The following is a 20,792-nucleotide window of genomic DNA, read 5'->3' on the forward strand; positions in this document are numbered from 1 at the left end:
TATTGAAGATTCAAAAGTTTATTGCCTTTTTACTTTGAAGAATTTCAGTCTTAAAATTAAAAAAGTGAGAATGGAAGCGGCGCTTTCTCAATAATTGATTGTTACCACAACCGTATCGGAATACGTGCCCGTGAACGGTGTGGCTTGCGGAGCAACACGGCCATAAACTGCAACATTTTCGGAAGCACCGGTGCCTGTTCTGGAAACAATTTGTCCCGCAGTGTTACCCCATGGTGCTGTGCGTGCGCTGTTAGAATAAAGGCCGTAGATCACGGCATTTGTACCGCGCGTCATCCGCCTTTGGGTCGGTGCTGCGTTGCTCAGTCCACCGTTCAGTGAGATACTGTAAGGCAGGCCGTTGGTACAATTGACAACAATCCGGCCATTTGCATCAATGTTCGAAGTCAATGCACCATGGGTGCCGAAATTGATCGCATCAGCTGAAACCGTGCAGCTTCGATTTACATTTGCTTGCACTGTGAAGCTTGGTTGCAAGGGGTTATCTGTTACGGCTGCACAGTCTGGCGTCGCTCCAAGGAGATAACGTACATAATTCACACGTGCTTGCCCACCTGAGAATGTTGATAAGTAGGTTCCAGCAAGTTTCGATGCTTGTGATGGCAGTATACGGCCATAGATGGTCCGGCTTGCACTACCCGGCAAAAGCGGGAGCATGATAATGTCGATGGGGGTGACCGAACCCAATGACGGGTTGGTTGTGGAACCCCATGGAATGGTCCGGTTTGCATCCTGATAGAACTGATAAGACAATGCATTGCTATCATGCGTCATTAGTCGCGTCGTACCTGAAATGCCGCCGCTGCCGGCCTCGAGATTAGGGCAGATTCGCATGAACAATTGCAGGCTCAATGTATTGGAACACGAGACATTGAGCGTGGCTGTCGTATCGATTGAACCACCCGCCTGCAGATTAACGGTTCCAAAATTCATATTTGTAATACTGGCGCTACATGTCTGAGCGATAGCCAAGCTCGTTCCTGCAAGACATAGGAACATCACGGCAAAGATCGTCAAACATTGTTTTTTCATAGCTCTTTCCGGCATATCGCGTCAGGAATGATGGTTCGCTCATTGGTGATTGCAGGTGCGGTGAATGCGACCGAGCAGCTTTCGCCGTTGGATTGCTGGACAGTGAGATTGTTCGATTTTTCGATGTTCTCGACATAAATCTGACCGTCATAACCAACAATCGTGTTTTCGCCGCCGTTGAGCTGGGCGGTTGCTCCGGTTTCAACGTAATCACCTGCCTCGTTGCGGACTGTGATCAGCGCAGGTCTGGTTTGCGCAGACACATTGAAGTCAACGACTGCGCCACCGCGATCACTTGGTCGAACGACCTGACGTGTGGTGCCAACACTTGCATCAAGTGGTAAATTGGAAGGATCAATCGAAATCGAATTATCTTCATAAGACCGCAAATCTGGCACGAGCAGTTTGCCGCTTCTGTTCGTCTTTCCGATTGGGCGGTTTTCGTAGAACACGTCAACACCCGGTGCCCCAACATCGACTACGCTGAAAGCATCATCAACGCGGTTTGATAAAAATGCCCCGCCACCCGCCAAGATAAGCGCACCCTCAAATTGCGCGGTTCCACGAATATTGTCATTGAACTTTTCAACGCCACCTTCCGCGCGTCCAACTGAGCTTCGATAGCTGCCGCTCGCTGCAAGAATGTCGCTTTCACCGTGAGATCCGCGCAAGCGCCATCCTGTGCTGCCGACAGAGGCCTGCTCTGACTTCATGAGATCAGCGGTAACACTCGTGCCCGACTCATTCGACGATACGCTGCTTGAGGCTGTTATATTGCCGTCCAACATCCACGACAGGCCTGCAAAAACCCCGAAAGAACCTTTGCGCTCAAAATCCGTAAAGGCTGTAACAAAGACATTTCCCTTTTGTCCGATGGCTTTCGTTGCCGTCATTCCGAGCAGGCGCGACTTGTCAAAATTTGCAGTTTCAAGCTCTGTATAGGAGAAGTTGAAATTGAGGTTCTCGAACATAGCGGGCAGGGAGATCGAGGCCTGATCAAGCGAACGCGGCGGTTTTGTGCTATAAATCGTTGATGGTAATCCGAATTTCCGAATATCGGCAGTGATAGAAGCAATGTCGTTATAGTCGCCGAATGTCCGTTGTGTTCGCGCGAAAAATTTGACGTTCCAGAGTTCTGCTTCAACGCTTGCTGCAATCTGATAACCGGTTTCGCTACCGAAGCGACTACTGGATGCAGCTACGGAGCCAATGCCGAAAGTGCCGATATTGAAGACGCTACCCGCGCCTGCATTGTAAAAATTTTCGGCACCTTCGACATGGGCTTCGAGGGTGAAATGATTGTTTAATCCATAGCGCATCGTGGCAGAGCCGACGGGACGATCATCATAATCGTTGGATTCAACACCATAATAGCGCCTTGCAAAACCAAGCTCCGCCGAAAAGTCGAGAAGCCCTTTCGTCAGAAGGTTGGACGACGCATAAAACGGGGTTTCCGATATGGTCTCGCGACCCAGCGCATCGCGCACAACCAGTCGTGCTGTGCCCGCACCCGTTACAATCGGCAGATTGGTGATTGAAAATGGGCCTGACGGGACAGAACGAGAAGCGTTTTGCGCATTGTTGACATACACATCGACCGTTGACGGAACGGCGGCGGACCCGGAAATTTCAGGCAGCGGCATGGTTACAAGATCAGGGCGCAACGTAAAATTCCGGCGTATCTGTATGCCTCCCAGACGCGTCGGGCGCGTCCATGAAAGTCCGCCTGAAATTATATCGCCAACGTTATATGTCATCAGCCGTTTTGGATCGGAGTAGGACCATCGTGTATCAAGCCGCGTTGAGCCGAAATTTTCGGCGTCGGAAGAGCTTGCGATCTGTGATGAACTCAGCACCCCATAAGGACCAAACAGACGTCCCTCAAACAAGCCGGATAGTCCCTGAAATGATGTGAGGTCATCCCATTCCTCACCGCCGGTCGCGCCAAATAGAGTATAATTGACAAGCCCGCCCAGATTGCTCGTTGCGACTGGCGCTTCCTCCTCCTCAATATTCAGGGATATTTCATCGGCCTGTGCATCGATAATGCGTGCCGCGCGGCTCTTCTCGATTGCGTCAAAACTTAAGGTCTGGTTTTCCTCATCATAGGTTGCTACCACGCCGGGCAGTCTACCAATGTCGACCCAACCGTCCTCTCTTATCGCTTCCTTTGCAGGATTTATGCCTACGTTTTTAAGTTGCACAAGCTCGATCAATAAAAGCCCATCGGATGTTTGACGAAATGCGGCAATCAGCTCTGTGGGGGCGCCATTTACGAAGACTTCAAGTTGCAACTCAAGGAACCCATCGTCAGGAAGCGAAACTCCTGTCGAAGGTGGTGGCAAATTCTGAGCTGCAGCCTTCGGAAGGGCCGAGAAAATTGTCAGACAAGCAATCGTCAAAACAGCGAGTTCAGCCGCCCCTGACGTTCGCTTGTGCATGAATGGGGCCTGTATCGCTTTGTGCCGAAATTGTCAGCGGGCCACCACTCTGACTGTTACGGGTGCCGGGAATGAACCAGGAAACACTCGATTTTCCAAGCACATATCCGACTAGACCCGGATGTTGTGCGACTGCCGCACCACCTTTGCTTTGTAAGGCAAGATCGGCAACGCGCATTCGCTTGTCGCCTTTGTTGTTCAACGTTACCTGATAACCGCCAGATTTTTTCTGCACGTTCCAGGCAACATCCGCCCCTTTGTTTTCTGGAGGTGAAAAGAAGACCGGGATAGAATGCCGTATCACGAGTTTTACGGTTCCCGATTTCTGCTGTGCTGCATTTGGCAGTTCATCCACGATCAGACGATAACTTTCCTCCGCCCTGACAGGGCGTTTGGATGTGCGTACCACGCGGACCATATTTTCGCCGCCCGGTTTTAGTTGTGAAATAGGCGGGCTGACTGCAACGTCCGTGGCGGGGGTATAAGTGTCGACGCCATTGCTCTGGCTCCATCGGAAAATTCGAACCTGAACATTAATCGGGCGCTTTGCATCGTTCCAGATTTGGACGCTAGAGGCTGCGGTTGGCGCATTGAGATCAATAAGAACAGGCGAAACTCTTAAAGATGCTGCACTTGATGGTGCAGTCGAAAAATGCAGACCAGCAAGGGCCAGTGCTGCGAACACGAGAATACGCATGCGTTTCTCCTTCGCGCTTAATACGTTATGGTCGCAGTAACAGTGTCAGTATAGGTGCCCGGAGCCGGGGTGTTCTGCGGAGGCACTCGACCATAGACCGTTAGCTGCTGGGCGGCTCCCGTTCCTGTTCCTGCAAGCGTATTGGTGCCGGTGGTGTCGCCCCACACGGTATCTCGTGCAGCATTTCGATAAAGCGAATAGGTTATTGTAGCGCCACCCGGGCCTGTCATTTGCCGATTGGCGATGGTAGCAGTTGCTCCAGAGCCAGCACTCAATCCTAAATTAAAAGGCGTAGTGTTCGTGCATTGGACAGTGACTGTGCTGCTCGCATCAGAGTTTGTATTGAGAACGCCGTGGCTATTAAAATCCATATTGGTTGCTGAATTGACCTGACAGGATCCAGTGATCGTTATCTGAACTGTGAAGTTTGCTGTAGGTGACTGGGCAACGGCAATAGTGGGTAGAAATAAAGCTCCCGCAACAGCGACTTTAATCGCACTTAACTTAATACACATAGTCCCTCCTGAATGCTGAAAACAAGCTGATTTCAGCCGTCTTTCAAGTTTGTTCGCATTACAAGTATATGTATTATTTTTCTTTTTATGGTTGTCAGTGTGTCAATTTTAATATTAGAAATCAATGTGCATAAGTGTGTTTTTATATAAAAATGTAATATATTTAAATAATTTCCCTGTTGTGCTCATTTTTCATTAATTTTAAATGATGCATTCGCACCTTATATTTAAGTTGATGTCGATTTTAGGCAAAAAATATCATAATTATACTATGTGATAGAATTTGCGTTAACTCCGCTTTTTTGAAGGTTATTCTTGATTCGGAATTTTCGAAAAGCGGCAGCATAAACTTGCGGTCCGCCTCTTGTGATTTGTGTCATCGCTCTGTCATGGAGGAAGCATAAAAGCGCGCAAACAATCAAAGATTGCGGGCAATGTTACAAGTATCTAATATATATACTGATTTTGCTGTTCAGACAGAAGGTCTAAGCCTTGCCTATGGTGCAAGTAAGATCCTTAAAAATATCGATCTGGATCTCACCAAAGGTCAGACACTTGCGCTGCTGGGTCCTTCAGGCTGCGGCAAGACAACATTGTTGCGGCTGGTGGCAGGTCTTTTGGCGCCCACGTCAGGATCGGTCACGATCAATGGTGTAAAAGTTGCTGATGCTACCACGGGCAAGTTTTCGCCGCCGGAAAAGCGTCATCTTGGCATGGTGTTTCAGGATTATGCGCTTTGGCCGCATATGACGGTTTATGGCAATGTTTCATTTCCGCTGGAGATGCGGGGCATCGGACGTGCCGAGCGCGAAAGCCGTGTAAAATCGGCGCTGGAACGCGTCGGTCTCACTGGCTTCGGCGATCGCTCGATCAGCGATATGTCTGGCGGTCAGCAACAGCGGGTGGCGATCGCACGCGCGATCGTTGCCGAACCCGGACTTGTGCTTTTCGATGAGCCGCTCTCTAATCTTGATCGCGAATTGCGCGAGAACATGGTCACCGAAATTGGTCAGCTCGTCGCTAATCTTGGTCTCACCGCAATCTATGTGACCCATGATCAGAGCGAGGCTTTCTCACTTGCGCATCAGGTTGCGATCATGCGGGCTGGCGTCATCGAACAGCTTGCAGCGCCCGAAATGCTTGTTGCGCAGCCGTCTACGCCAGCCGTTGCGGATTTTCTGCGGCTTGGCTGTGTGATGCCGGTTGAGCGTGCAAATGCTGGCTATCGCATAACGCAAACGGAAATCCACCTGTCGCACCATGTCGCGCCCGCGAAGGCGACACATGTGCTGGTGCCGTCACGCTCGGTTCGCAGTGTCGAAATGAGCGACGCCTCTATTCCTGCCACTGTTCTGCGCACGCAGTTCCGCGGTGATGGACATCTCACAACAGTCCGCATCGGTTCGCAGCATGAAGGTCACGAACTGACCTATCTCGATGGCGCTCGTCATTCCCCGGGTGTTCCGGTGGGCATTGCAATCGATGCGGAACAGCTTCGCTGGTTCGCCTAATAACTCTTTCATCTCAGGCACATCTCAGGAGAGATTAATGAAAAAGTCCCTTATCGGCGCAGGCATGGCTTTCGCCGCAGCTCTGCTCGCAAGCACGACCGCTTTTGCCGACATCACAGTTTACTCGGCTGGTCCGGGCAAGCTGATTGAAGGCCTTGCCGCTGGCTTCACAGCCAAGACCGGCACCAAGGTCAATGTCTTTCAGGCAACGACCGGCAAGGTCATGGCTCGCATTGAGGCCGAAGCTGGCAATCCTGTCGTAGATGTTCTGATTTCGGCTTCGTGGGATACAGCAACCGATTTTGCCAAGCGCGACTGGCTCGTTGCTTATACCAGCCCAAATGCCGAAACCGTGCCTGATTTCCTCAAGACTGAAACCGCTGTTGCACAGGGTGTGTCGGCGCTTGGTATTGCATGGAACCCAAACAGCAAGACGCCAAAGCCAACCGAATGGGCCGATCTGGCCAAGCCAGAATATAAGGATCTGGTGAACCTTCCAGATCCATCGCAGTCGGGTGCAACATTTGAACTCGTTGCCGCACTTTCGGAAACACAGGGCTGGGACCTGTTCAAGAACCTGCAGGCAAATGGTGCAGTTGCAGCCGGTGCCAATGCAGAAGCGCTGAACCCTGTGCTTCAGGGCGCAAAAGCAGCGGTCTTTGGCGCTGTCGATTACATTTCGCTTGCTGGCAAAGCCAAGGGCGAAGCTATTGATGTTATCTTTCCAGCATCGGGTACGGTAATTGCACCACGTCCTGCGATGATCCTCAACTGGTCGAAAAATCAGGACGAAGCCAAGCAGTTCATCGACTACATGCTTTCGGATGAAGGTCAGAAGATGGTTGCTGACACTTACCTGATGCCTGCACGTTCTGACGTTGCGGCTAACCGTCCACTGATTAATGATCTGAAGATTCTCAAGATCGACGCAGCAGCTGTTTATGGCAAACGCAATGAAACGCTGAAGGAATTCAACGCGATTTTTGGCGTGAAAAAGTAAAACCCGGATGGCTCTCTTCAAATCGAGGAGAGCCATTTCATTTGGTGATTTTTAAATTGCTGTCATTGTTCATGGCAGCGGGAATACCGCAGAGGCAATTATGAGTGCAAAGACCGCTACCGCTGCAAATCCGCTTGGGCTTGTGGCCATCATCGGCCTTGCCATTGTCGTCGCGGTTCCGTTTATTTTCATTGTCTTACAGGCTATTTTTCCGCGGATCGGGCAGGGCGTGTTCAGCGCGCCTTTTGTGCATCTGCCAGCCTTGTTTGAAGATCCAAGACTGCTGCGTATGACCGGCAACACAATTCTGCTTGGTGTCAGCGTCGTGGTGTTATCGGCGATTATTGCTGTACCTCTCGCGGTTTTTCGAGCACTCTACAAAGTGCCTCTTGCGCTGGTCTGGGACGTGCTGATGCTCGTGCCCTTCATGATCCCGCCCTATATTGCGACGCTTGGCTGGATCATGACGTTGCAGCCGCGCGGTTATCTCGATCAGCTTGCCGGTTTTAACCTAGCGCCATTCCTATTTTCGTTGGCTGGCATGACATTCGTAATGGCACTCAACACGTTTCCGCTGGTGTATTTCGCCGTGTCGCGGACGATTGAAGCCGTTGGCGCACGTTATTCTGATGTGGGCCGCGTTTTTGGTGCGTCGCCTTGGCGTTCGTTTTTCCGCATAACCTTGCCACTGGCAACGCCGGGACTTGCGGCAAGTCTGCTTCTCGTATTCGCTTCGGCAATCGAAGAATATGGAACGCCTGCAGCTCTTGGCAGCCGCTCGGGCTTTGAAGTGCTGGTCACAGAAATAGATATGCGCATATCCGACTGGCCGATTGATCTTTCCGGTGCTGCGGTTTTCTCGCTGGCACTAGTTTGTTTGTCGCTTGCGGCATTCATGTTCCAGCGCTGGATTCTGACGCGCCGTTCCTATGTCACGACGGGCGGTAAGCCACAGAACAAGGACAAGCGCGAGCTTGGTGCGTTCAAGGTTCCCGTTGTCATCCTGTTTGGTGTGGTCGCTTTTACGGCGACTGGCGTTCCGCTTCTCGCAATTCTTGCGACGGCGATGTCGAAGACAATTTCCGGTGGACTTACACTATCCAATCTCGGCTTTGATAATTTTGCAGATATTGCGGATAATAGTGCAGGGGCTATGCGCGCGCTCACGAATAGCCTTTCTTTGGGTGTCGCTAGTGCGCTTCTGACAGGGTCGCTTGGAGCGATAGCTGCCTATGCAGTTGTGAAAATGCGTTTCCGTGGGCGTTTCTGGCTTGATGTTCTGACGGTGTTGCCAAATTCGCTGCCGGGTGTCGTGGTTGCAGTCGGCCTTATCCTTGCATGGAACCAGCCATCGCTCCTGATTTCACCTTATAATACACCGCTGATCCTACTACTTGCATATTGCTGCATTCTGCTGCCGCAGCCAATCCGCTATGCGACCGCAGCGTTTCATCAGATCGGAGACAACCTCGAAGCCGCTGCGCGTGTTTGTGGCGCTGGTAGTTTTACAACTTTCCGCCGCATCATGCTACCGCTGATCGCGCCAAGCCTGGTTACTGCAATGCTGTTGGTATTTGCGGTGGCGACGCGTGAGCTTGTTGCTTCCATTCTGGTTGCCCCTGTCGGTATGCAGACCATATCGATCTTTATCTGGCGACAGTTTGAACAGGGATCAATTGGCCTTGGCATGGCCATGGCCTTCATCGCGATCCTGCTCACGACTTTGCTGCCTTTGCTTTTGATGGGAGTCCTTAAAAGAACAGGTTTAGTCAAAATCTAATCTGTCGACAAATTGCGTACAGAGATTTATCCTTTCATCATACCATCGAGTCCGTGGCAGGCTGAAAGGAATAAGCAATGTCTCTTACAACTCAACCACCTTGCATTTCCAATGATGAGCGGCTTGAGCGTATCAACGTTCTGCGCCGCAATTTAAGCGAAAAAAACATCGGTGCCTTGCTGCTTGGGTCGACTGAGAGCCTGCTTTATTACACTGGCCTTGTCTGGCATTCGAGCGAACGCCTGCTGGGTGCTGTGATCACGCAGACCGACATTATCTATATTGTTCCCGGTTTTGAGCTGAGCCGCGTGGAAAGCCTCCCGCACTTGCCGGGTGAAATCCGCATCTGGCAGGAAGAAGAAAACAGCGCCGTGCTCGTCGCTTCACTTTTGAAGGCGGGCGAAACGCTCGCCGTCGACAATGCCGTTCCGCTCTCTGTCTATAATGCGTTGCGTGAGCAAGTTGGCGCTGACCGCCTTGTCGACGCTGGCCCAATCATTCGAGAACAGCGTATCCAAAAATCACAAACCGAAATCGATATTATCAAATATGCGATGGGCTTGACGCTTGAAGTGCATCGCCGTGCGCATCAATTCATTCGTCCCGGCGTTGCTGCATCCGATGTCGTGCGCTTCATCGATGAGCAGCATCGCGAAATGGGCGCAAGGGGCTCAACCTTTTGCATCGTCTCCTTTGGCGAGGCGACCTCTTTGCCGCATGGTGCCGATGGCGAGCAGTTCTATAAAAATGGCGATGTTATTCTTGTTGATACAGGTTGCCGGATTGATGGCTATCATTCGGACCTGACCCGCACCTATATGCTTGATGAGCCTACAGCTGATTTTGAGCGTATATGGGCGATTGAGCGGCAGGCACAACAAGCGGTTTTTGATGCGGCAAAAATCGGTGCTGCCTGTTCCAGCCTTGATGACGCAGCGCGTGCGGTGCTGGTAAAGCATGGCTTGGGGCCGGATTATCAGCTTCCCGGGCTTCCGCATCGCGCGGGTCATGGTTTGGGACTGGAAATCCATGAAGCGCCTTATATCGTTCGTGGCAATCAGCTGCCGCTCGAAGCGGGCATGTGCTTCTCGAATGAACCGATGATCGTCGTGCCGGGGCAGTTTGGTGTGCGCTTGGAAGATCATATTTACATGAGCACCGAGGGCGCAGAGTGGTTTACGCAGCCTGCAAAAGGACCAACGGAACCGTTCGTCTGATTTTTGCTTAAGGAAGTTAACGATGACGGAAAGCGATAATAACGCCATCCCTGAACGCAAACGCGGTTCCGGCGGGAAAATGGTCTATGATCTGCTGCGCGATGAAATCCTCGATCTGGTGCTGCCTCCTGGTAGCCCGATCGATGAGGTGCAGCTTGCGGAGCGGTTTAAAATGTCCCGTACGCCGATACGTGAGGCTTTGGTGCGGCTTGCGGGTGAGGGGCTTATTGATACGCTGCCCAACCGCTCGACGATGGTGTCGAATATCGACTTCCTTAACATGCATACATACTTCGACGCGCTGACATTGATGTATCGCGCCACAACTCAGCTTGCCGCCAAAAACCATCGGCAGGAAGATCTGGACATTATCGCGTCTTATCAGACAGAGTTTACCGCCGCTGTTGAAGCACAGAACGCACTTGGGATGATCGCGACCAACGCAGCGCTGCATCTTGCAATCGCAGAGGCAGGGCGAAATCCATATTTCACCAGTCTTTTTAAACGATTGCTGGATGAGGGGCGGCGTATTCTGCGGCTTTATTATCAGTCCTATAATGATCGCCTGCCAAGGCGTTTTGTCGAAGAGCATGAAGAAATGATCGCTGCAATCGCTGCACGCGACATGAAGCTTGCCGAACAGCTGGCGCATGAACATGCAGAGCAGATCGTGCGTCAGGTGCAGAAACTGGTGATGCGCGATGACCGTCTTAAAATAAACCTTTAGTACCGTGTAATTTCTGTCGACAAATAAAATACAGGCTGATATATCAGTTGCGGTGAACTGAAAATGGCCAGACCCATGACAGTCCAATCGCTTTGGTTTTGTTTGTTGCATTGTCTCTTGTGAAACTGCACCGTAGTTCGATGGCAATGCTCTGAGAGGAGTTTTCGATGGCTGCCAATATTTTTTCCGGCGTGATTCCGGCTCTGATGACCCCGTGCAAGGACGACCGCACGCCTGATTTCGATGCGCTGGTGCGCAAGGGGCAGGAACTGATCGACGCTGGTATGTCGGCTGTCGTTTATTGCGGTTCGATGGGCGACTGGCCTCTGCTGACCGACGAGCAGCGTATGGAAGGCGTTGCTCGCCTGACCGCTGCTGGCATTCCGGTTATCGTTGGTACTGGCGCCGTGAACACCGCTGTTGCTGCGGCTCATGCTGCACATGCGCAGAAAGTGGGCGCAAAAGGCCTGATGGTTATCCCGCGCGTTCTGTCGCGTGGCTCGGTGATTGCAGCGCAGAAGGAGCACTTCAAGGCTGTGCTTTCGGCTGCTCCTGATCTTCCTGCCGTCATCTACAACAGCCCTTATTATGGCTTTGCAACGCGTGCTGATCTGTTCTTCGCGTTGCGTGCGGAGCATCCGAACCTCGTTGGCTTCAAAGAGTTCGGCGGCCCCGCAGACATGCGTTACGCAGCCGAAAACATCACCAGCCGTGATGACGATGTCACGCTGATGATCGGTGTTGATACGGCTGTGTTCCATGGATTTGTGAACTGCGGCGCAACAGGTGCTATTACCGGCATCGGCAACGTTCTGCCGAAGGAAGTCATCCAGATGTGCAAGCTTTCGCAGGCTGCAGCAAAAGGAGATGCCGACGCGCGTCAGCGTGCGCTTGAACTCGAACAAGCGCTTGCTGTTCTGTCTTCTTTCGATGAAGGTCCAGATCTCGTGCTTTACTTCAAGCACATGATGGTTCTGAAGGGTGACAAGGAATACACGCTGCACTTCAATGCAAGTGACGCTCTTTCCGATAGCCAGCGCGGTTATGTCGAAGCGCAGTTCAAGCTGTTCAACAGCTGGTATGCCGAGTGGAGCAAGCTTCCCGGCGCGGTTCAGACATACAAAGCTTGAATATAGCCATGGATTGAAAAAGCCCTCCGTTTGGAGGGCTTTTTTGTTTTTAGTTGATGGCTTCGAGGCCTTTTTCCAGCAGCAGATCGAGCTGATCAATTTCCGCTTTGGTGAGCTTGATACCTTCGCTTTCAGATTCGGCGCGTGCCTTGAAGCGACGCTGCGAAGGCAGGCGTGCGCCTTGGCCGACAATCGCATCGAACAGGCTTTCGGCTCGCGCAAACGGATCACCGGGACGACCTTTGGCAAAAGCTTCCGGCGAGAACGCAATGATCAGTTCCCCATGCACTGGCGACAGAGTTGTCGTGCCAAGGAAATCAAGCACTTCCGGGCTGGTCAGATCGCCGATCATGATGGCAGCAAGCAATTCGACCATGGTGCTGATGGCTGAACCCTTGTGCTCGCCGAAAGGTAGCATCGCACCAGCAAGCGCTGTTTCAGGATCAGTTGTTGGGTTGCCTTCCGCATCCAGCGCCCAGCCTTCCGGCAATTGTTTGCCGGCGCGACGATGAAGTTCGATCTCGCCACGCGCCGCAACAGAGGTCGCAAAGTCGAAGACGTAAGGCGAGGTTTCCTTGCGCGGCCAGCCGAACGCAAAAGGATTGGTTCCAAGCAAGGGCTTGTTGCCGCCGGTGGGTGCAACGGTTGCGTAGCTCGGGCACATGACAAGCGCTGCCAAACCTTCTGATGTCAGCGCTTCAACTTCTGGCCAGAGGGCGGAAAAATGTGTGCAGTCATTGATGACAAGTGCCGCAACGCCGTTTTTCCGTGCACGCTCCGCGAGAACGGGCACGCCCACTTCGAATGCGGCATTGGCGAAGCCGAAATTGGCATTCACGCGCACGATGCTTGAAGCTTCATCGGCCACGATTTCGGGAATCGCGGCTGCTTTTACCTTCCCGGCCTTGACTGTGCGAAGCGCACCCTCGATACGATATATGCCGTGAGATTTGCAGTGATCGCGTTCACCTGCAATAATAACACGCGTGACAGCGGCAGCCTGTATAGCGTTCAGCCCTGCTTTACGAAAAATCGCCTCTACGCGGTCGTGAAGCGTGGCAATGCTCAGGATGGTGGTCTCGCTCATCATGCATCTTTCATGGCTAAACCTGCATGGAATGTCCTGCAGGCAATTGATATCTGCGCACACACTGTATACAAACAAACAGGGTATACAATCATTAGACAAGTACAATTTAGATTCAGTGAGATACTGGCTTAATTGTGCGTTGATTTCTACAGGAGGATGGACGAATGGCATTTACGCCCAAAGGGAAACACTTTGTTGCTGGCGAATGGCTTGATGGAGCCGGGACCTTTGAATCTTCACCAGCAAGTGGGCCAGCGCATTCGTTCGCAGTCGGTACAGTTGATCTGGTGAACCGCGCTTGTGAAGCTGCGGAAGATGCGTTCTGGTCTTATGGCTATTCGACCCGCGCCGAGCGCGCTACATTCCTGCGCGCAATCGCCGACGAAATCGAAGCACGCATTGCAGACATTATCGTAATTGGTTCGCAGGAAACCGGCTTGCCGGAAGCGCGTCTTCAGGGTGAAACTGGTCGTACCACCGGCCAGCTGCGCTTGTTTGCTGACCATATCGAAAAGGGCGATTATCTTGATCGCCGTTTTGATGCAGCACTTCCTGATCGTCAGCCAGCGCCGCGCCCGGAAATCCGCCTTGTTCAGCGTCCAATTGGTCCTGTCGCGGTTTTCGGTGCATCCAACTTCCCGATGGCATTTTCGACCGCCGGTGGTGACACTGCGGCAGCACTGGCTGCTGGTTGCCCTGTCGTCGTGAAGGGCCATTCTGCACATCCTGGAACGGGCGAAATCGTAGCGCAGGCTATTGAAGCCGCGATCAAGAGGACTGGCGTTCATCCGGGTGTGTTCTCGCTCATTCAGGGCGGACGCCGCGATGTCGGTCATGCGCTGGTTCAGAATCCAAACATCAAGGCTGTTGGCTTCACGGGTTCGCTGGCTGGTGGCCGTGCATTGTTCGACCTTTGCGCAGCACGTCCAGAACCAATCCCGTTCTTCGGTGAGCTTGGTTCGGTCAATCCGATGTTTCTGCTGCCAGAAGCAATGAAGGCGCGGGCCGAAACGCTCGGACAGGGTTGGGCTGGGTCGCTCACTATGGGCGCTGGCCAGTTCTGCACCAATCCAGGTATTGCTGTTGTTCTCGACGGTGCTGATGCCGACACCTTCACAGAAGCTGCTGTTGAAGGTCTCAAAAAAGTTGCTCCGCAGACCATGCTGACTGATGGCATTGCGCAGGCATACCACGAAGGCAAAGAGCGTTTTGAAACGCGCAATGCTGTGAAGCCGCTTTATGAAACCGAGTCGTCGGGTCGTCAGGTTTCACCAAATCTGTTTGAAACAACTGGTGAGCGCTTCCTGTCCGACCATGCGCTTGGTGAAGAAGTATTTGGTCCTCTCGGACTGGTCATTCGCGTTGGTTCCGTCAATGAAATGGAAAAGCTTGCGCGTGGCTTTGAAGGTCAGCTGACAGCAACCATTCACATGGATGCAGGCGACATAGGTGAGGCACAGAAACTTCTGCCTGTGCTTGAACGTAAGGCTGGTCGTGTTCTCGTCAATGGTTTCCCCACTGGCGTTGAAGTGGTTGATTCAATGGTTCACGGCGGACCATATCCGGCATCGACGAACTTTGGAGCAACTAGCGTTGGCACAATGTCGATCCGCCGTTTCCTGCGTCCAGTTTCTTATCAGAACTTCCCAACGGAACTTCTGCCAGAAGATTTCGCTTAATCTTATCGCATTGTAAAAAACAGAAAGCCCCTCCAGTGGAGGGGCTTTTTTTCTATTCGTAAAGAGCTGCCGCTAATTTTCGCACGGCTTGCGCTGTTCGTGGTCCGAAGCCAAGCATATATGGGCCCTCTAGCACAACCAGCGATTGACTGCGCGCTGCTGGTGTTTCTTGCAGCGCTTTTTGGGAAAACACATCCTCGCGTGTGGGGCCGCCATTGCCATCTGAGAGCATCAACACCACATCTGGTTCTGCCTTGACCAACCATTCCTCGGACACGGGTTTATAACCGGAATAGACTGATAGCGGATTGATCCCGCCGGCATAGCGGATGAATGCATCTGCCGCAGTTTCGCTTCCCGCACCGCTCAGCCTGGCCAGACCGTGGAAAAAGACGACCCGCTTTTGCTTTCCAGCCGAAACCTTTTTGGCATAGGCTGTTGCAGCATCGAAATCTTCAACCACTTTGCGGGTAAGTAGCTCGCCTTGGTGTTCGCGATTGAGCCGCTTCGCAATCAGCCCGATCTTTTTGATTAGACCCTCGCGACTGTTATCGACCGGGACATAGAGAATTTCGAGTGCTGACTGGTTCAGCACATCTGTCGTTTCCGGTGGTCCAATATCTTCGGATGCGATAATCAGATCGGTGTCGAGTGTGAGGATTCCTTCTGGCGAAAGACTGCGGCGATAGCCGACATTAGCCTTACTGGATGTCTGCGCGGGATATTTGCTGCTTCGATCAACCGCTACAACCTTATCGCCTGCGCCGAGTGCAAATATTATTTCAGTGACGTCAGGGCCAAGGGAGACAATGCGTTTGGCCTCTTTGTTCTCGGCAAAGGCCGCTTGTGGTGCAATGCAAATTAGCATCAGCACGAGCACAGTTTTTGCTATGCTGCGCAAAGGGAAAACCCGGATATGAGGTGTAAAATGCACGTCTACCTGATCCATCTGATTGTATGATCGATCAGTAAACCTTATTTAACATGAGTATAATAATCAAGTTAAAACGCCCTCGTTGGACGTTTTAACTTATGGGGCTTTTGACTTACGAGGCGAATATTTCTTCACAAGGTGAAAGCTTTGCTTTGTCGGAGGACGGCCGGAATGATCGACCAGTGCTGACAAGGCGCGCGCATAATCAAGCACTAGTCCCGGCGTCCATGCCATGGATTCTGCGCGTTTGCGCATAAGGCCTGCGGCCCATAGCTCAGGAAATACGAGTGCTTGCAAAGCACGGAAAACGGGCCATCTGTGGTCGCGATAAACGCCTTCAAGGGCGGCGTCGAGAGCATCGGCAACAGCGCTTGAACAGTTTCTGTTTGTCAGATTGTAAGTGTCGTTTGCGCGATAATGTTTCCAGAACCGGCGTAGGCGTGCGGCATCTATATTGTTGATTTCCACCTGTACGGTGGATGAACACCAGTCACCGGATTCAAATTCGTAGCTTGGTAAAAAACGTCCGGGAACATTGTTGTCTGCGGTTGCACGCAGGGTACGGCTGAATTCATCCGGGTTGCGGTCGATTTCAGCAGCCGGATAATGGCTGATATAGAGATCCGGTTCCATTTCCAGCGCTGCATGTCCTGTCGAAATGACACCATTGCTGTCGACAGCTGCAATATAGCGGTTGATCGCTCGTTGCCGAAGCGATGTCATCGCAGTTCCGGTTGGCGTCCAGACGTGAACAACCAGCTTTTTGCGGTTTCGGGCACTGCGCTTTTGATGAAGCTGTGCTGCACGATAATTAAAAGGGTTTCTGCTAAGGATACTGGTCAGCGATGCGTCGGCTTCCATGCGCTTGATACGAAACGCTATGCTAAGCAAACCGATACCAGTGAGAATAAGCACGGCGCCGACATTAACGCCGACGGTTCCTTCGTACCATGTTGGCCATGGTTGCAGTGTGCCAATAGCAATCAGGACTTCAACGATACCGCCGGTCAATCCCACGCGCCAGCGCGGATAGCGAACCACCCATGCGCTTGCGATACGCACGACACCGTCAATGAGGAAGCAAAGCCCGAAAAGCATCGCCAGTGTAAAATTGCTGGCTGGTGTCGAGCTTATGATCAGTATGCTTACGCCGAGCAGGGCTATACCTTGTACCAGGCGCATTCTTCGCGCAGTTCCAGAGCTCGCAATGGCTGCAAAAAGGCATAAGGCAGCTTCCGGGAGCAGGAAATAACCAAACACGCGGGCAGGTAGAACTGTCTTGCCGTCCAGTGCATCTATGACGATCAGGCTGCCGCCGATTATCCAGAGAATGGAAATCGCCAGCAAGGTTCTCCAGTGCCGCTGAATAATCTCGCGACCCAGTAGAAGAAACAATATTCTTATCACCCCACCACCCCGCGACTTTCAGCGTTACCTTTAATAGCTTCAACAAGTAGGGTGTTTCAATTTAAAATGCATTTAAATTAGCGATAAAGAAAAGCCCCGCAGTGCGGGGCTATTCCTTTTATGATTTGAGCTTCAACTGATTGCCCGACCGACCCAGATCAATATGCAGGCTCCGATAAAGCCTGCAATCAGATAGCCAAGCCAGCCACCGAACGACACACCGAGGAAGCTGAAAATAAAGCTGGCGATAGCTGCGCCGATGATACCCAGAATTATATTCATGAATATGCCGGTATTGCTATTCATGAAATTCGACGCGATCCAGCCTGCTAGTCCCCCAATGATGATTGCTGCAATCCAGCCAATACCTGCCTCACCCATTCGCTATCTCCCTGATCAACAAGATAAGAATGGATATGTATCAGTTCTGACTTTCGACAAGGGGTACGAGAAGGCGGGCAGAGACTTATCATCACTGTCCGATCGGATCTCTGTTTTAGAAAGGCCAAGCGCGTTGCGCGCCGCGCATTTCTTCCCACGCATGCGCCATTTGCAACACGCCGAGATCATCGAAACGACGACCGGCTATCTGCAGTCCAATCGGCACACCCGCGCTGTCATAGCCGCAATTGACCGAAATGGCTGGCTGTTCGCTCATGTTGAAAAGCAGTGTAAAATTAATGTGTGATTGCGCACCCTCTACAGTATTGCCGTTCGGATAAGTCCATTCCGCGGGAAAGCTGACATTGGGTGAAATCGGCGTCAGAATGAAGTCATATCCGGCTGTCGCTGACACTGTTTTAGAGCGGATCTCCAGTGTCATCAGATAATTATGAAATACTTCTTCGCCTGACTTTCCGAGGCCAGATTCAGCCCATTCGCGCATTATCGGCAGAATTTTCTCTCGCGTATGCGCAGGCAGGGCCTGCACGTCCAGACCGGACCTTGTGCGCCAGAAATGATCGAGGCCATGAAGCATTTCAGGTGTCATCCACGGTTTAAGCAGTTCGACATGTGCTCCCGCATTTTCAAAAACCTTAGCAGCAGCCTGCACGGCCTCTGTTACCTGCGGATCGACAGGCATCCCGCAGCCCGGATCGAGCAGCAAGCCGATTTTAAGACCACGAACGTCACGTTCCAGATTGAGCCAGTCAATCTCAGCGTCAGGAAGGCTCATATGATCGCGACAATCCGGTTGTGAAAGAACCGCCATTGCAATGGCAGCGTCCCTCACACTACGCGTCATCGGTCCTGCAGCACGTCCCATAAATGGTGGTTCGATAGGTATACGCCCCAGGCTGGGCTTATGTCCGACCAAACCACACCATGCGGCTGGTAGACGAACGGACCCACCGATATCCGTGCCAAGATGGATGGGGCCATAGCCAGCGGCTCCGGCTGCTGCAGCACCTGCACTCGATCCGCCCGGATTTTTTTCCAGATTCCACGGATTGCGGGCAAGCTTGTGAAAACTTGATGTCCCCGATGACGCCATCCCGAAATCTGGCATTGTCGTTCGTCCGAGAAAGACCGCCCCTGCTTCACGCAGACGAGCAGCCGGCGGTGAATCCGCAGTCTTAGGTGTCATATCACCGGACGCGGTGCCAAGCGGCATTGGCACGCCCTTTGTCGCGATATTTTCCTTAAGCGTTACAGGAATGCCGTCTAACGACACGCCCCTCAAACGGATCGGCTCTCCGGCTTGCCAGCGTGCTTCAGAAGCGCGTGCGGATTCCATTGCGCCTTCGGCATCAACAAACCACATCGCATTGAGTTGCGGTTCGCGACGCTCAATGTGTTCAAGAACGTCTCGGGTAACATCCACCGGAGAAAAAGTGCCAGCTTGATAGCCGTCGACCATTTCTTGGACATTGAGAGCATTAAGTTTAGTCATGATTGAGATCGGTCCATAATAAGTGAATGTAGAAATCCGGTTCGCAGGATGCCGGTTCAGGCATTGTGGAGTTCCCGGAACTGGGCGAAATCCCATTCTCTGCCGGGAGCCGCATCAATAAGGCTGCGCGTATAGGCATGTTTTGGCTCGGAAAGCACATTGAATGCGGTGTCGTATTCGACGATGCGTCCATGTTGCATCACCAGTACATCGTCGCAAATCTGAGCTGCGACGCGCAGATCATGGGTGATGAAAAGAATGGCAATGCCGAGTTTTTCCTGTAATTCGTCAAGCAGTTGCAGCACCTGCGCTTGAACCGAAACGTCGAGCGCTGAAACTGCTTCATCGGCGACCAGAACTTCAGGTTCCATGGCAACGGCGCGGGCAATAGCAACACGCTGACGCTGTCCGCCGGAGAACTGATGCGGATAGCGATTGATGGCATCTTCCGGCAATCCGACCAATTGCAGAAGCTCTGCGGCACGCGCAGTTGCCTTACGCTTGTCCACGCCCATATTGACCGGGCCTTCAATCAGACTCCTGCCAATTGTCCAGCGTGGATTAAGCGAACGAAACGGATCCTGAAAGATGATCTGGATATGTTTACGGTGGGGTTTAAGCTGACGCTGTGAGAGTTGCGCAATATCAAATTCCGCTACCTTAATCTCACCAGATGTCGGCTCAATCAGCCGCATGACGCAACGCGCCACAGTCGATTTTCCCGAGCCGCTTTCGCCAACAATCCCGAGCGTTCGACCGCGTTTGATCGTGAAATTCACATCGCTTGCAGCAAAGGTTTGATCGCCCTTTTTGAAGACGGAATGCGTTCCATAGCTCTTTTGAAGATCATTGACGCGAAGCGCCATTTTTTCGGAAGCCTCGTCGCGGGCCGCACGCGGCGTCAGACTTGGTACCGATTGCAGCAGCTTCTTGGTATAGTCTTCCTGTGGCGCACGCAGAAGCGTTTCAACGGGCGCATGCTCGACGACGCTGCCATGTTTCATCACATGCACAGTGTCGGCGATTTCTGCGACAACCCCCATGTCATGCGTGATGAAAAGCACAGCCGTTCCGTGCTTCTCCTGCAATTCGGAAATCAGGCTGAGGATTTGCTTTTGTGTGGTGACATCGAGTGCAGTCGTCGGTTCATCGGCAATCAGCAATTGTGGTTCAAGAACCAGAGCCATGGCAATCATGATCCGCTGACGTTGACCACCTGAAAGCTGATGCGGATAAGAACGATAGACGCGATCAATATCCGGCAGATGTACCTGCTCCATAATATCGAGAACGCGAGTTTTTCGTTGGTTCGCAGACAAATTTAAATGCGTCCGCAGCACTTCTTCGATCTGTTCGCCAACGCGCAACACTGGATTAAGTGCTGTCATCGGTTCCTGAAAGATCATGGATATTTTTCGTGCACGAATGGCACGCATTGCCTGCGGTCCAAGATCGAGAAGGTTTTTGCCTTCCAGATCAATGCGCCCGCCAGCAGGTTCAAGCGCACCTTTTGGCAAAAGCCCCATGATCGAAAGTGAGGTCACAGACTTGCCTGAGCCACTTTCACCGACAAGACAGACCGTCTCGCCTTTGCGGATTTTAAGCGAAATACCATTGAGAACTGGTGCCGCATTGGTATTGCCTGCAAGCCTGACGGTCAGGTCGGATATTTTGAGCACTGTCGGCTCATTTTCAAAATTGCGGTTCTTGAAAATCATGA

General features: G+C 52.1%; 17 protein-coding genes. 7 read left to right on the forward strand and 10 right to left on the reverse strand.

Translation table 11 applies throughout. From position 1 onward, the window contains the following. Positions 1 to 87 precede the first annotated feature (87 nt). The 4 genes from CEV31_RS09185 to CEV31_RS09200 are packed head-to-tail and all read right to left on the reverse strand — an operon-like array spanning position 88 to position 4,703. A complete protein-coding gene (locus CEV31_RS09185; RefSeq protein ID WP_094506770.1) occupies positions 88 to 1,050 on the reverse strand; it encodes a Csu type fimbrial protein in 963 nt (320 codons plus the stop codon). Further along, positions 1,047 to 3,491: a fimbria/pilus outer membrane usher protein gene (locus CEV31_RS09190; protein ID WP_094506771.1), complete on the reverse strand. Its 2,445-nt coding sequence runs from the start codon at positions 3,489 to 3,491 to the stop codon at positions 1,047 to 1,049. Before CEV31_RS09190 ends, CEV31_RS09185 begins: the two co-directional genes overlap by 4 nt. Then, the gene (locus CEV31_RS09195; protein WP_094506772.1) at positions 3,463 to 4,188 is read right to left on the reverse strand and encodes a fimbrial biogenesis chaperone; all 726 of its coding nucleotides are present in this window, start codon (positions 4,186 to 4,188) and stop codon (positions 3,463 to 3,465) included. The genes CEV31_RS09190 and CEV31_RS09195 overlap by 29 nt, the downstream gene beginning before the upstream one ends. A 17-nt stretch (positions 4,189 to 4,205) precedes the next feature. After that, a complete protein-coding gene (locus tag CEV31_RS09200; RefSeq protein WP_094506773.1) occupies positions 4,206 to 4,703 on the reverse strand; it encodes a Csu type fimbrial protein in 498 nt (165 codons plus the stop codon). A 434-nt stretch (positions 4,704 to 5,137) separates the two neighbouring features. Between CEV31_RS09200 and CEV31_RS09205 the strand changes: the two genes are divergently transcribed. The 6 genes from CEV31_RS09205 (at position 5,138) to CEV31_RS09230 (ending at position 12,068) form a co-directional block, all read left to right on the forward strand. Then, the gene (locus CEV31_RS09205) at positions 5,138 to 6,214 is read left to right on the forward strand and encodes an ABC transporter ATP-binding protein (RefSeq protein WP_094506774.1); all 1,077 of its coding nucleotides are present in this window, start codon (positions 5,138 to 5,140) and stop codon (positions 6,212 to 6,214) included. Between the two features lie 37 nt (positions 6,215 to 6,251). After that, entirely contained in the window at positions 6,252 to 7,214 is a 963-nt protein-coding gene (locus CEV31_RS09210) for an ABC transporter substrate-binding protein (RefSeq protein ID WP_094506775.1), read from the forward strand. A gap of 100 nt (positions 7,215 to 7,314) precedes the next feature. After that, positions 7,315 to 8,994: an ABC transporter permease gene (locus CEV31_RS09215; protein ID WP_094506776.1), complete on the forward strand. Its 1,680-nt coding sequence runs from the start codon at positions 7,315 to 7,317 to the stop codon at positions 8,992 to 8,994. A 77-nt stretch (positions 8,995 to 9,071) separates the two neighbouring features. Beyond that, entirely contained in the window at positions 9,072 to 10,211 is a 1,140-nt protein-coding gene (locus tag CEV31_RS09220) for a M24 family metallopeptidase (protein WP_094506777.1), read from the forward strand. 22 nt (positions 10,212 to 10,233) lie between these two features. Continuing rightward, the gene (locus tag CEV31_RS09225; RefSeq protein ID WP_094506778.1) at positions 10,234 to 10,938 is read left to right on the forward strand and encodes a GntR family transcriptional regulator; all 705 of its coding nucleotides are present in this window, start codon (positions 10,234 to 10,236) and stop codon (positions 10,936 to 10,938) included. A 167-nt stretch (positions 10,939 to 11,105) separates the two neighbouring features. Beyond that, positions 11,106 to 12,068, forward strand: coding sequence for a dihydrodipicolinate synthase family protein (locus CEV31_RS09230; RefSeq protein WP_094506779.1), 963 nt, complete (start codon positions 11,106 to 11,108; stop codon positions 12,066 to 12,068). A gap of 49 nt (positions 12,069 to 12,117) precedes the next feature. On the opposite strand, the gene CEV31_RS09235 is transcribed toward CEV31_RS09230, so the two are convergent. Further along, positions 12,118 to 13,155, reverse strand: a complete 1,038-nt coding sequence (locus CEV31_RS09235) for an Ldh family oxidoreductase (protein ID WP_094506821.1) — start codon at positions 13,153 to 13,155, stop codon at positions 12,118 to 12,120. 167 nt (positions 13,156 to 13,322) lie between these two features. Between CEV31_RS09235 and CEV31_RS09240 the strand changes: the two genes are divergently transcribed. Then, a complete protein-coding gene (locus tag CEV31_RS09240) occupies positions 13,323 to 14,837 on the forward strand; it encodes an aldehyde dehydrogenase (NADP(+)) (RefSeq protein WP_094506780.1) in 1,515 nt (504 codons plus the stop codon). A gap of 52 nt (positions 14,838 to 14,889) precedes the next feature. Here CEV31_RS09240 and CEV31_RS09245 read toward each other — a convergent pair whose 3' ends face one another. The 5 genes from CEV31_RS09245 to CEV31_RS09265 form a co-directional block, all read right to left on the reverse strand. Then, positions 14,890 to 15,738 (reverse strand): heme/hemin ABC transporter substrate-binding protein, encoded by an 849-nt coding sequence (locus CEV31_RS09245; protein WP_235818061.1) that lies wholly within the window; start codon positions 15,736 to 15,738, stop codon positions 14,890 to 14,892. A 129-nt stretch (positions 15,739 to 15,867) separates the two neighbouring features. Continuing rightward, positions 15,868 to 17,166, reverse strand: coding sequence for an HdeD family acid-resistance protein (locus CEV31_RS09250; protein WP_235818062.1), 1,299 nt, complete (start codon positions 17,164 to 17,166; stop codon positions 15,868 to 15,870). Between the two features lie 144 nt (positions 17,167 to 17,310). Further along, complete coding sequence (locus CEV31_RS09255; protein ID WP_094506782.1) at positions 17,311 to 17,559, reverse strand: GlsB/YeaQ/YmgE family stress response membrane protein; 249 nt, start codon at positions 17,557 to 17,559, stop codon at positions 17,311 to 17,313. Positions 17,560 to 17,674: 115 nt separating this feature from the next. Next, the gene (locus tag CEV31_RS09260) at positions 17,675 to 19,072 is read right to left on the reverse strand and encodes an amidase (RefSeq protein ID WP_094506783.1); all 1,398 of its coding nucleotides are present in this window, start codon (positions 19,070 to 19,072) and stop codon (positions 17,675 to 17,677) included. Between the two features lie 56 nt (positions 19,073 to 19,128). Next, positions 19,129 to 20,790, reverse strand: coding sequence for an ABC transporter ATP-binding protein (locus CEV31_RS09265; RefSeq protein WP_094506784.1), 1,662 nt, complete (start codon positions 20,788 to 20,790; stop codon positions 19,129 to 19,131). Between the last annotated feature and the right edge of the window lie 2 nt (positions 20,791 to 20,792).

Origin of the sequence: Brucella thiophenivorans, assembly GCF_002252445.1 — a bacterium.
GTDB classification, from domain to species: domain Bacteria; phylum Pseudomonadota; class Alphaproteobacteria; order Rhizobiales; family Rhizobiaceae; genus Brucella; species Brucella thiophenivorans.

Excerpts from the sequence above, each read along its gene's own strand:
- CEV31_RS09185 (WP_094506770.1), bottom strand. The coding sequence starts at position 1,050 with ATGAAAAAACAATGTTTGACGATCTTTGCCGTGATGTTCCTATGTCTT.
- CEV31_RS09190 (WP_094506771.1), bottom strand. The coding sequence starts at position 3,491 with ATGCACAAGCGAACGTCAGGGGCGGCTGAACTCGCTGTTTTGACGATT.
- CEV31_RS09195 (WP_094506772.1), bottom strand. The coding sequence starts at position 4,188 with ATGCGTATTCTCGTGTTCGCAGCACTGGCCCTTGCTGGTCTGCATTTT.
- CEV31_RS09200 (WP_094506773.1), bottom strand. The coding sequence starts at position 4,703 with ATGTGTATTAAGTTAAGTGCGATTAAAGTCGCTGTTGCGGGAGCTTTA.
- CEV31_RS09205 (WP_094506774.1), top strand. The coding sequence starts at position 5,138 with ATGTTACAAGTATCTAATATATATACTGATTTTGCTGTTCAGACAGAA.
- CEV31_RS09210 (WP_094506775.1), top strand. The coding sequence starts at position 6,252 with ATGAAAAAGTCCCTTATCGGCGCAGGCATGGCTTTCGCCGCAGCTCTG.
- CEV31_RS09215 (WP_094506776.1), top strand. The coding sequence starts at position 7,315 with ATGAGTGCAAAGACCGCTACCGCTGCAAATCCGCTTGGGCTTGTGGCC.
- CEV31_RS09220 (WP_094506777.1), top strand. The coding sequence starts at position 9,072 with ATGTCTCTTACAACTCAACCACCTTGCATTTCCAATGATGAGCGGCTT.
- CEV31_RS09225 (WP_094506778.1), top strand. The coding sequence starts at position 10,234 with ATGACGGAAAGCGATAATAACGCCATCCCTGAACGCAAACGCGGTTCC.
- CEV31_RS09230 (WP_094506779.1), top strand. The coding sequence starts at position 11,106 with ATGGCTGCCAATATTTTTTCCGGCGTGATTCCGGCTCTGATGACCCCG.
- CEV31_RS09235 (WP_094506821.1), bottom strand. The coding sequence starts at position 13,155 with ATGAGCGAGACCACCATCCTGAGCATTGCCACGCTTCACGACCGCGTA.
- CEV31_RS09240 (WP_094506780.1), top strand. The coding sequence starts at position 13,323 with ATGGCATTTACGCCCAAAGGGAAACACTTTGTTGCTGGCGAATGGCTT.
- CEV31_RS09255 (WP_094506782.1), bottom strand. The coding sequence starts at position 17,559 with ATGGGTGAGGCAGGTATTGGCTGGATTGCAGCAATCATCATTGGGGGA.
- CEV31_RS09260 (WP_094506783.1), bottom strand. The coding sequence starts at position 19,072 with ATGACTAAACTTAATGCTCTCAATGTCCAAGAAATGGTCGACGGCTAT.
- CEV31_RS09265 (WP_094506784.1), bottom strand. The coding sequence starts at position 20,790 with ATGATTTTCAAGAACCGCAATTTTGAAAATGAGCCGACAGTGCTCAAA.